At 62.7% G+C, this 10,661-nt stretch carries 10 protein-coding genes and 1 tRNA gene; all 11 read left to right on the forward strand.

Annotated features, from left to right (window positions below):
• The first annotated feature begins 10 nt into the window (after window positions 1–10).
• Entirely contained in the window at window positions 11–1,297 is a 1,287-nt protein-coding gene (locus tag IW252_RS00435; RefSeq protein ID WP_196834771.1) for a glutamate-5-semialdehyde dehydrogenase, read from the forward strand.
• 115 nt (window positions 1,298–1,412) lie between these two features.
• On the forward strand, window positions 1,413–1,637 hold the full coding sequence (locus IW252_RS00440) for a hypothetical protein (RefSeq protein WP_196837284.1): 225 nt from the start codon (window positions 1,413–1,415) through the stop codon (window positions 1,635–1,637).
• Entirely contained in the window at window positions 1,630–2,253 is a 624-nt protein-coding gene (gene nadD, locus IW252_RS00445) for a nicotinate-nucleotide adenylyltransferase (protein ID WP_331271544.1), read from the forward strand. The genes IW252_RS00440 and nadD overlap by 8 nt, the downstream gene beginning before the upstream one ends.
• 15 nt (window positions 2,254–2,268) lie before the next feature.
• Window positions 2,269–3,522, forward strand: coding sequence for a hypothetical protein (locus IW252_RS00450; protein WP_196834773.1), 1,254 nt, complete (start codon window positions 2,269–2,271; stop codon window positions 3,520–3,522).
• Between the two features lie 21 nt (window positions 3,523–3,543).
• Window positions 3,544–3,930 carry a ribosome silencing factor gene (gene rsfS, locus IW252_RS00455; protein ID WP_196834774.1) on the forward strand — a complete coding sequence of 129 codons (387 nt, stop codon included), beginning with the start codon at window positions 3,544–3,546 and terminating at the stop codon, window positions 3,928–3,930.
• Window positions 3,931–4,012: 82 nt separating this feature from the next.
• Window positions 4,013–4,085: transfer RNA gene (locus tag IW252_RS00460), tRNA-Ala, on the forward strand.
• An 88-nt stretch (window positions 4,086–4,173) separates the two neighbouring features.
• Window positions 4,174–4,938, forward strand: a complete 765-nt coding sequence (locus IW252_RS00465; RefSeq protein ID WP_196834775.1) for an SOS response-associated peptidase — start codon at window positions 4,174–4,176, stop codon at window positions 4,936–4,938.
• Window positions 4,939–5,081: 143 nt separating this feature from the next.
• Window positions 5,082–5,438: a DUF6504 family protein gene (locus IW252_RS00470; RefSeq protein WP_331271373.1), complete on the forward strand. Its 357-nt coding sequence runs from the start codon at window positions 5,082–5,084 to the stop codon at window positions 5,436–5,438.
• Window positions 5,435–9,010 carry a DNA polymerase III subunit alpha gene (locus IW252_RS00475; RefSeq protein ID WP_196834776.1) on the forward strand — a complete coding sequence of 1,192 codons (3,576 nt, stop codon included), beginning with the start codon at window positions 5,435–5,437 and terminating at the stop codon, window positions 9,008–9,010. The genes IW252_RS00470 and IW252_RS00475 overlap by 4 nt, the downstream gene beginning before the upstream one ends.
• A 55-nt stretch (window positions 9,011–9,065) precedes the next feature.
• A complete protein-coding gene (gene pyrR, locus IW252_RS00480; protein ID WP_196834777.1) occupies window positions 9,066–9,668 on the forward strand; it encodes a bifunctional pyr operon transcriptional regulator/uracil phosphoribosyltransferase PyrR in 603 nt (200 codons plus the stop codon).
• Window positions 9,665–10,627, forward strand: coding sequence for an aspartate carbamoyltransferase catalytic subunit (locus IW252_RS00485; protein WP_196834778.1), 963 nt, complete (start codon window positions 9,665–9,667; stop codon window positions 10,625–10,627). The genes pyrR and IW252_RS00485 overlap by 4 nt, the downstream gene beginning before the upstream one ends.
• Window positions 10,628–10,661 lie beyond the last annotated feature (34 nt).

The raw sequence follows: 10,661 nt of genomic DNA on the forward strand, positions 1-10,661 counted from the left end.
AGGGGGAATCATGACTGACACTCTTAACGAAACGAACGCTACCGATGTCGATGCGGCGATTGCTGCGAAGGCTGACCGGGCCCGCTTCGCGTCGCGTATCTTGGCTCAGGCCAACCGCGACCACAAGGATCGCGCGCTGCACACCATCGGCGAAACGCTCGATCAGAACCGTGCAGCCATTTTGGCCGGAAACGAAAAGGACCTGGCGCGGGGAGAGGCGAACGGCACCTCGCAGGCGTTGTTGGATCGTTTGCGGCTCGACGACGCGCGCATTGATGGCCTGATCTCTGCGCTGCAAGATCTCAGCGGCCTGCCCGATCCCGTTGGTGAGGTGATGCGCGGTCAGACCCTGCCCAACGGTCTGCGCCTACGCCAGATTCACGTGCCTCTCGGCGTCGTTGGCGCCATCTATGAGGCGCGTCCCAACGTGACCGTGGATATCGCGGGAATTGCCCTCAAGAGTGGAAATACCGTCTTGCTGCGCGGCGGGTCTGCAGCCGAGGAGAGCAATAAGGTTCTCATCGGCCTGATTCGCGAGGCTCTGGAGAAGGTGGGCCTGCCAGCGGACGCCGTTCAGGGCATCGACGAGCTCGGTCGCCCGGGCGCGACGGCACTCATGGGCGCGCGCGGCAAGGTCGACGTCTTGGTTCCGCGCGGCGGGCACAACCTCATCCAGGCCGTCGTGCAGAACGCCACGGTGCCGGTCATCGAAACCGGTGAGGGCAATGTGCACGTGTTCGTCGATGAGAGTGCGCCCGAGGAATTGGCGGTTCCGATTGTTTTGAATGCCAAGACGCACCGGACCTCGGTGTGTAATGCGGCGGAGACGCTTCTGATCCACCAGAACGCGGCGGTGGCGCCGAAGGTGCTCAAGGAACTTTCCGATGCGGGTGTGCGTCTGCACGTTGACGAGCGCGCGGCGAAGCTGGCCGAAGGGCTCAACACCGTGGCGGCGACCGCGGAAGACTGGGACACCGAATACCTCGACATGGACATCGCAGTTGCGGTAGTGGATTCTCTCGATGACGCCATGGATCACATCCGTGCCCATTCCAGTGGCCACACCGAAGCGATCGTGACCAACGATCTTTCGCAGTCGGAGCGCTTCGTGCGGGAGATCGATTCGGCCGCGGTGATCGTCAACGCGTCGACCCGGTTCACGGATGGCGGCCAGCTCGGCCTCGGGGCAGAAGTGGGGATTTCCACTCAGAAGATGCACGCGCGCGGGCCAATGGGTTTGCGCGAGCTGACCACCACCAAGTGGGTCATTCAGGGCGACGGGCAGATTCGCCCGTAGGGCACGCGCGTCGTTCGGCAGTGGTGCGCAGTACTGGGTACCATAGAGGGCAGACTGAGGGCCGGCCCGGCCGATCACGGCTGGGCCGGTCATACCAAGAGAGCAAGGGAGACACATGTTCAATCAGGTCATCGCCTCGGGTGTAGTGACAGCTGCCGAGGAGGCGGAGAGTGCCATGGGCACCGCCCTGCTGATCGGCGGCGGCATCATGGCTGTGTTCTTGTTGCTGCTCCTCATTACCGTGTCCTTCGCCAACCGTGGCTTGGGCCATGAGCCGCATGCCGAAGTTCAGGATCCGCACCGCCAGCACCCGAATAACCACGGTGGAGCGCATCACTAAATCGACCACGGCGGGCCAGCGCGCCCGGGTCGGGGTGATGGGTGGTACTTTCGACCCGATCCACCATGGCCACCTAGTTGCTGCGAGTGAGGTCGCCGCCACGTTTGGCCTCGACGAAGTGATCTTCGTCCCAACCGGCCAGCCGTGGCAAAAACAACACAAAAAGGTGTCCCACTCGGAGCATCGCTACCTCATGACTGTGGTGGCAACGGCCTCGAACCCGCGGTTCACGGTCAGCCGGGTCGACATTGATCGGCCCGGCGTCACGTACACCATAGATACGCTCCGTGACCTGCGGCGCCAGCGCCCCCAGGCGGAACTTTTCTTCATTACTGGGGCCGACGCGCTGGCACAGATCATGTCGTGGAAAGACGTCGATGAGCTGTGGGGGCTCGCGCACTTCGTGGGAGTGACACGGCCGGGACACGAGCTTCCGGACTTGGGCCGGCAGGACGTCAGCCTGCTGGAGGTCCCGGCGCTTGCGATTTCCTCGACGGGGTGTCGGGAGCGTGTCGCAGAGCATCAGCCCGTTTGGTACCTCGTACCTGACGGAGTCGTGCAGTACATCGCCAAACATCAGTTGTATCTGGAATCATCAGAAGCTGAGAATGCATAATCGGGATTGGACAGCATGAGCAACGATTCGGAGCCCGTCCTCACCCGGCGTGCTCTGCGGGAGCGGCAGCGCGCCAAAGAAGCTGCCGAGCGCGCAGCGGCCTCCGCGGGCGAGGCTGACGCGCCTGCGCCCTCCGAGGCGCCTGCGGCAACGGATGCCACTGCCGATCAGCCGGTGCCGGCGTCTGAGGCACCTGCTGCCCAGGGGGCCCCTGATGCCGTGCCGGAGGATGACTCGACTGAGCAGGTCACGTCACAGCGTGTGAGGCGTGCCAATCGAAGTCGGCGTGCTGCAGAAGTTCCCGTTGACGCTATCCCGGCCCGCACTGAGCGCAGTTCTTTGCAGCGCCAACGTGATCGCGAAGCGTTGCGCCGTCGTCGAGCAGAAGAGCAGGCAGCCGAGCAGCAGCCGGCGGAAGAAGCGGCACCCTTGACGCGACGGCAGCTGCGTCTCCAAGCGAAGCAGCGCGAAGCTGCTCTCGCGGCGGAGGCCACAGCCGAGCAGCAAACGGAGGGGCAGGCAGCGAACGATCCGGCCCCTGATGCCAATTCCGCGCCGCAGCAGCGTGTTGAGCCCGCTGCCGAGGCGGATTTGGATACCGCGCCGACGCCGCGAGTGCGCCCTCTGCCCGAGGCCGAGACGGGTCAGCAGGCCAGCCCCGGTGATCATCTGAGCGTCGAAGAGGCTCTGCGGCAGAAGGAAGAGGCGCAGCCGGAAGCGGCTCCCACAGCGGGGTCTGTGGGGACGGATGATACCGGACTCATCGACTTGGAACAGTTGGCTGCCCAGCGCGAACATGCCGCTCGAGCGGCCGTGATTAATCGCCGCATCGCCGAGCGGCGTCGTCTCGAGGCGGAGAATGCTCAGCGTCTGAACCATGTCAGTTCGGATCCGTTTACCGGAGCGATGAATCAGTTTGTCAACGCCGATAGCGCGTTGACGAACACGGGCGTGACAGGGCCACCGACGAGCGGTGTGGATCTGGATTTCTCCCGGGTCAACGAGCCACAGCAGGTCCAGCGACGCACGGGACGTCCCGTGCCCCAGCAGGAGGCGTCCTCTGCATCACCCGCGGAGAGTCCAGCTCATCACGCGCCGGTTGAGGGGCCGCCCATGGCCGCCGTTGAGGCCCAGGGATTGGATCCCTTGGACTCCGTCACGGCCGGGATCCGCCGAGCCAACACGTGGCTCTACGTGTCCTTCGGTGCCCTGGCCGTGGGCGTAGGCACGTTCGTCGCCGGGCTGACGATGATCATCAATAGCAATTAGCACCTTCTAGGTAGGAGAGCCGTGGCGCTCAACGAACACACTCGCACCATCATCAATATTGCCGCTCGCGCCGCTGACGCTAAGCACGCAGAGAATCTCGCTGCGGTCGACGTCGGGGAGCGGCTAGGCATTACGGACGCGTTCTTTTTTGCCTCCGCAGAAACGGAGCGTCAGGTCAATGCCGTAGTCGACGCGATCGAAGAGGCCTTGCTCGAACAGCTTGATCTCAAGCCCGCACGTCGTGAGGGTCGTAGCGAGGGCCGCTGGGTCTTGCTGGACTATCTCGACGTGGTGATTCATGTTCAGCATCAGGAAGACCGGGTCTTTTATGCTTTGGATCGTCTCTGGAGCGACTGCCCGGCGATCGAGCTTCCACATCTCGGTGCGCCAGGCGCCACAGCCGAATAACTGGCACGCTGGATGGCGCCCCCGATTTGGTGGGCCGCCGCCGGTCAACTAAGATAAACGAGTTGCTCGAGGAGCAGCTTGCGGGGGTATGGCGCAGTTGGTAGCGCGTCTGCATGGCATGCAGAAGGTCAGGGGTTCGAATCCCCTTACCTCCACCCAGATGACACTAGGCTCGGACTTCGGTCCGGGCCTAGTGCCGTTAAGGCCTCGGTGGCACAGCGGCGAGCGCGCTACGATGGCCGCATGTGTGGGCGATATGTGATGGCGCGGGCCACAGGGGACTTGTTGGCCGAGGCGGATGCGGTGCTGGGGGAGCAGGTAGAAGCTGAAGATCTCAGCCCCTCATGGAATGTTGCTCCAACTACCAACGTGCCGATCGTCGTGGAACGGCTGCAGGGTACCGCGGTTCATCGCGAAGTTTACGGCGCCCACTGGGGCCTGGTGCCCCGCTGGGCGAAAGACCGTCAGATCGGCGTTCGCGCCTTCAATGCACGGAGCGAAACCGTGACGGAGAAGCCGATGTTTCGATCCGCCGTCGTCACCCGGCGCTGCGCGGTTCCCATGGATGGTTACTACGAATGGAAGCGCCAAGACACGGGAGCGAAAGCGCAGAAGCAGCCGTACTTTGTACATCCGGCCGATGGGTCGTTGGCCTTTTTTGCGGGACTCTATGAATGGTGGCGCGACCCGAGCGTTCCCGAGGACTCCGCTGGGGGGTGGATGCTTTCGACCAGTATTGTCACGAGGGACTCTCCCGATCCAGCCGCCGCCGGAGTCTTGGGGGAACTGGGGCAACTCCACGATCGGTTACCCGTCCCGCTCTCCGAGGCCTCGATGCAGGCGTGGATTGACTGTCGGGACCGCAATGCCGCAGTGCTCGTCGAGCGGGTGAGGCAGGACGCGTATGCGGTGGCGAAGACGTGGCAGCTTGATCCGGTGAGTGCCGCCGTCGGCAATGTGAGGAACAACGCTGCGGACTTGATCTCCCCAGTCAAGGCCTTGTTCTAAACAGCAATCTCGCTCGAGGTGAATCGCCCACTCTATTTTGTGGGGTGCCGCCAGCTAACCTCTCTGTACTCGAACATATTTTCGAATACAATGGAGGTTCACTCCTCGCTTCCCGGGGTGGCTCTTCCCGTTTCACTGACGCCGTGGCAGCTCACACCGCGGGCCTTGAGATGGAGGTTTACACACCAATGGGCTTGTTCACACAGGGCATAGAAGTTATCTGCTCATCGTCTGGAGCCCCCGAACTCCTGCAATGGCAGGAGCAGGATTTTCGGGTGACGGTTCCACCGGTGCGCTGGTTTGAGCGGCGGAACTGGTGGACCGAAGAGCCGCGCGTACAGCGCGGTAACGGTGCCGGCGTCGTGGATCACGAGATGTGGCGCGTCCAAGCTGTGGGTGCCCGTGACGGATCGCTGCGTACCTTCGAGGTTTCTCGTCACCAACGCTCGGGCCGATGGCGCATGATTCGTGTCCACGATGCCGTACGGGAAGCTGCATGAGCGGCTTTGTGCATCTCAGTGCAGCTAGTTCTTTCAGCGCACATTATGGCGTCTCCACCCCAGCAGAGCTGGCCGCTGCGGCAGCCGCGGATGGACAGCCTGCGCTGGCTTGCACTGACCGGGATGGTCTCTATGGGGCCGTCAAACACTTCTCTGCCTGCCGGGAGTCCGGCATTGGCGCGATTCTGGGGGTGAACCTGACACTGCTTGCACCAACGGGCGCGGCCCGGCATGGAGTCAGAGCGGGGGAGGCAACCCGCATGGAACCGGCCGGCCGGGTGACCATTTTGGCGCGAGGGAACGACGGCGGCATTGGTTATGGTGCCCTGTGCCGCTTGATTTCCGTAGCTCATGCACGTGCGGACCTGATCGGTGTTGAACTGACTGAAATTGCCCATGCGGCCGGGTCCGACGGGCGTCTGATCGTCCTATTGGGCCCGGAATCGGATGTTGGGCGCGCAGCGTTGCGGCGTGATGAAACGCGTCAACGTGCCCTTCTGCGCCGGTGGGCGGCCCACCTGCCCCGAGGAAGCGTGGCCGTTGAGGCGGTGACGCACCTGAACGCCCCGGGCGCCTATCTCAGCACCGCGCACGCGGCGCGCATGGTGCGCGTTGCGCGGCAGCTCGGCGTATCCTCCGTGATAGCTAACGCGGTACGGTATGCCACTGCCGACGGTGCGGCGACGGCCGATGTTCTCGACGCGGTGCGCGCGTTGAGGCCACTGCATCGCTTAGGGAGCGATTCGACGCCGGGCGGGTGGCAGCCCAATGGTCAAGGATGGCTAAAAACCGGCGCGGAAATGGAGCGGGCAGCTCATGAGGTCGCGGCGGCCATGGGGCAGGGAGCTGCCCTTGCTCAGAAATTGCTGCACAACACCAGCACCATCGCCCAGCGGTGCCAACTGGATCTTTCCGGTGACGTGGGATGGGGAAAGCCGGTGGTGCCAGAGGCTGGCGTTATTGGCATTGCTGGCTCCCCAGATCGTGAATTGGCCAGGCGCTGTGCGGCGGGGGTGGATCGGTTATACCCAGACGCGCGGGCGGGAAGCGCTGCCGAGCGGGACTTGAGTCGACGGCTCGATCTTGAACTCGACGTGATCGCCGACTTGGGATACTCGTCCTATTTCCTGACCGTTGCTGAGGTTTCAGACATGATCACCCGGCTCGGCGTGCGTAACGCGGCCCGTGGTTCGGGGGCGTCGAGCTTGGTGAACTATCTGTTAGGCATCAGCCACGTCGACCCCCTGCAGCACAACTTGATTTTCGAGCGCTTCCTTTCCCGCAATCGCACTACTCTGCCGGACATTGATATTGATGTCGAAAGTGCCGAACGGCACCGGGTGTACCGGGAGATCTTTTCCCGGTTCGGGCCCGAACGCGTCACGCTGATGAGCATGCAAAATGCGTACCGCGCCCGCGGGGCGGTACGCGATGTCGGGCTAGCGCTCGGGGTTGAGGAAAGCAGGGTGGACGATCTCGCTAAACAGCTGTGGCGGTTCTCCGCATCAAACTTTCGGGAAGCCTTAGAAGAAAAACCAGAACTGGCTGCACTCAGCGAAAAAGTCAGTTCACACCGACAACTCGATTTGCTGGTTGACCTGACTGAACGACTGGACCGGCTTCCGCGGCATATTTCGATGCACCCCTGCGGTGTGATTCTCTCCGACGCATCGCTGCTCGGCCGTACCCCGGTACAGCCGAGCGGAATGGGCCTACCCATGAGCCAGTTTGATAAACACGACATGGACCCTATGGGGTTGCTCAAGCTTGACGTTCTGGGTGTACGGATGCAGAGCGCTATGGCCCATGCCGTGGCAGAAATCCGTCGCGTTCACCAGAAACCCGAAGATGTTGCCAAAGCTGGTGGCTACCTGACATCAGAGGGTGCACCGGAGTATGTCGGAGCTGACGGCACGCTCGATCTCGAAGGCCTCCCCTTAGATGATGAACCCACCTTCGAATTAATCCGCAGCACGCACACGCTCGGCTGTTTCCAGATTGAATCGCCCGGGCAGCGCGAACTGGTGGGCAAACTTGCACCGCGCACGGTCAATGACCTGATCATTGATATTTCCCTTTTCCGCCCGGGGCCTATGCAATCGAACATGGTGAAGCCATACCTCGAGAACAGGCACGGGTTCGCGCAAGAGAAGTACCCGCACCCCGATCTGATTCCGGCACTGGCGGAAACGCACGGAGTGACGGTATTTCACGAGCAGATCCTGCGCATTCTGAAAGTGATGACTGGCTGTGACTATGCGAAGGCGGATGTTCTACGCCGCTTGCTGGGCAGTTCCACACATGAAGCGCGGGTGGAAGAGTACTTTCGCCACCATGCCGCAGAGCGCGGGTATCGCCGCGCCGTCGTGGATGAGGTCTGGCATATTCTGGCCGCCTTCGGGAGCTTTGGATTCTGCAAAGCGCACGGTGCAGCCTTTGCCGTCCCCACCTATCAGAGCGCGTGGCTCAAAGCTCATCACCCCGAAGCCTTTCTGGCTGGGTTATGGGAGCACGATCCCGGGATGTACCCCAAGCGCCTTTTGGTCGCCGAAGCGCGTCGGCTCGGCATTCCGATCTTGCCCTTGGATGTCAACGCCTCGGATCTTTCGTATCGGGTTGAGCGGTGCGACGACGGCCAGTTGGGGATTCGGTTGGCGCTCACCGGAGTCTTCGGGGTCTCTCAGCGCGAAGTTGAGCGTCTAGCAGCCGGGCAGCCCTACAGGACGCTGACTGAGGTGAGGGAGCGTTCAGGACTCAAACGTGCCTCACTGGAACGATTCGCCGCCCTAGGGGCTTTTGACTGCCTCCAAAAGGGGCGAGGTAACCGGGTTGATTTGCTGCGGCATTGGGGTGCGCAGCCGAAAGCGCTTCCGAGAGGGCGCCGCCCTCTGCCAGGGCAACTGGCGTTACCCCTGCCGGACCTTGAACGGGAGCAACTCGAGGTCGGGGAAGAGATGCCGACCCGCGGCGAGCAGATCCGAACCGAACTCAATTTGCTTTCGCTCGACGTCACGGGACACCTGATGGAAAGCTACGCGCCGCTGCTGCAACGGCTCGGCGTGACGCCGGCGAAGAATCTGCTGGGTCTGCGCAACGGAACCGAGGTCTTGGTGGCGGGCGTCCGCATCGCGACCCAGACACCGCCCATGCGCGGTGGTCAGAGAGTGGTCTTCATCAGTGTCGATGACGGAACCGGGTGCGTGGACTGCACGTTGTTCGACGACGCCCAGCAGCGTTCGGGGGCCCACCTCTTCGGCACCACCATGTTGCTGTTTCATGGGCTGACCCGGCGCACCGGTCCACGGGGCATCAGTGTTCAGGCGTTGCAAGCCTGGGACCTGTCAGATGCGCAAGCGCTGCCGCAGCCCGGGTACCTCAGCAGCCCGGAACGGCCACGAGAGGTTCGGCGGCGAAGCTCGGAGTCGAAGCAGGTGGAGCGCCTTGACGTGATGTCCGAAGCCGAGGGGCTCGATCAACGTGTCGCCGTCCACCATGGCGACGTGAGTCCTCTCACGTTCGCCTCCTCAGTGCCGCCGTCTGCTCATGCCGCGGAGACGTCGATGGTAAATTAGCTCACAGCAGTCACCCTTTAAGTCCGTCCTGTGAGGCGGGGAAGGAGGCGGCACGATGAATCCTGCGGATTCTGACAACCGCAGTACCAGTGTGTCCGCGACGTCGCGTACGGTCCTGACCGGTAGCGACATCGAGCGCGTTCTGACGCGCATTGCCCACGAGATCATTGAAGCCAATAAAGGGACCAAGGACCTCGTTCTTTTGGGCATCCCCACCCGTGGATATCCTCTAGCGCAGCGGCTGGGACAGCGAATCGCCGCGGCCGATCCAACCGTTGATCTGGAGTCCCTCGTGGGTCAACTCGACGTCACGATGTACCGCGACGACCTCCGTCACGGCACCTCCCGCACTCCGTCACCGACGCGCATTCCGGCCCAAGGACTCGACGATCAGGTCGTCGTGCTGGTGGACGACGTCCTCTTTTCCGGCCGCACCATCCGCGCTGCGCTGGACGCGCTGGCCGATATCGGACGCCCGCGCACAGTCCGCCTCGCCGTCCTCGTCGACCGCGGACACCGCCAGTTGCCGATCCGGGCGGACCACGTCGGAAAGAATCTGCCAACGGCGCTGAGTGAAAAGGTGCAAGTTCGACTCGCCGAAACGGACCAGTCGGACGGAACGCCCATTACTGACGTGGTGATTGAAGGTGGCGCGTGAAACACCTGCTCTCCACCTACGACCTAAGTCGCGCTGATGCTCTGCGGATCCTCGACGTCACCGAAGAAATGGCTGCGGTCGGGACTCGCGAAGTCAAGAAACTTCCCGCATTGCGCGGACGTACCGTTGCCACGCTCTTCTTCGAGGATTCCACCCGCACCCGCATCTCTTTCGAGGCTGCTGCCAAGCGCCTGAGCGCTGACGTCATCAATTTCGCTGCCAAAGGATCTTCTGTCTCTAAGGGAGAATCGCTGAAGGACACCGCGCAAACCTTGGAGGCGATCGGTGCTGAAGCCGTCGTGATCCGCCACGGTGCCTCCGGTGCCGCTGATCGGCTGGCGCAAACGGACTGGATCTCGGCTGCAGTCGTCAACGCTGGCGATGGAACGCATGAACATCCCACTCAGGCGCTCTTGGATGCATTCACCCTCCGCCAGCACTGGGCACGGGTCCACGGGGTTGACCCCACAGGGACAGACTTAAGCGGCATGAACGTGGTGATTGTGGGCGATGTCCTGCATTCACGCGTGGCCCGTTCAAACTTGTGGCTGCTTAACACTCTCGGCGCTCACGTGACGTTCGTCGCGCCCCCGACGCTCTTGCCTGTTGGCATCGGCAACTGGCCATGCACGATTAGCTATGACCTGGACGAGGCGCTAGCGACGGGCCCTGATGCCGTCATGATGCTGCGCGTCCAAGCCGAGCGGATGAATGCCGCCTATTTTCCCAGCACGGCCGAATACTCCCGGCGCTGGGGATTCGACGATGCTCGCCTCTCCGCACTGGACGAACGCGGCTTGGAGGACACGATCATCTTGCATCCGGGTCCGATGAATCGTGGGCTGGAGATTTCCGCAGGGGCAGCCGATTCGCCGCGGGCTGTCGTCCTGCAACAGGTGAGCAACGGCGTCGCTGTGCGCATGGCCGTGCTGTACCTCCTTCTTTCCGGTGACCACTAGCGCGCGGCGTAACACCTCTCCCGGACGGCCCGCG

This window comes from Zhihengliuella flava, assembly GCF_015751895.1.
In the GTDB taxonomy this organism is placed as follows: domain Bacteria; phylum Actinomycetota; class Actinomycetes; order Actinomycetales; family Micrococcaceae; genus Zhihengliuella; species Zhihengliuella flava.

Excerpts from the sequence above, each read along its gene's own strand:
- IW252_RS00440 (WP_196837284.1), top strand. The coding sequence starts at position 1,413 with ATGTTCAATCAGGTCATCGCCTCGGGTGTAGTGACAGCTGCCGAGGAG.
- pyrR (WP_196834777.1), top strand. The coding sequence starts at position 9,066 with ATGAATCCTGCGGATTCTGACAACCGCAGTACCAGTGTGTCCGCGACG.
- IW252_RS00435 (WP_196834771.1), top strand. The coding sequence starts at position 11 with ATGACTGACACTCTTAACGAAACGAACGCTACCGATGTCGATGCGGCG.
- IW252_RS00450 (WP_196834773.1), top strand. The coding sequence starts at position 2,269 with ATGAGCAACGATTCGGAGCCCGTCCTCACCCGGCGTGCTCTGCGGGAG.
- IW252_RS00475 (WP_196834776.1), top strand. The coding sequence starts at position 5,435 with ATGAGCGGCTTTGTGCATCTCAGTGCAGCTAGTTCTTTCAGCGCACAT.
- IW252_RS00465 (WP_196834775.1), top strand. The coding sequence starts at position 4,174 with ATGTGTGGGCGATATGTGATGGCGCGGGCCACAGGGGACTTGTTGGCC.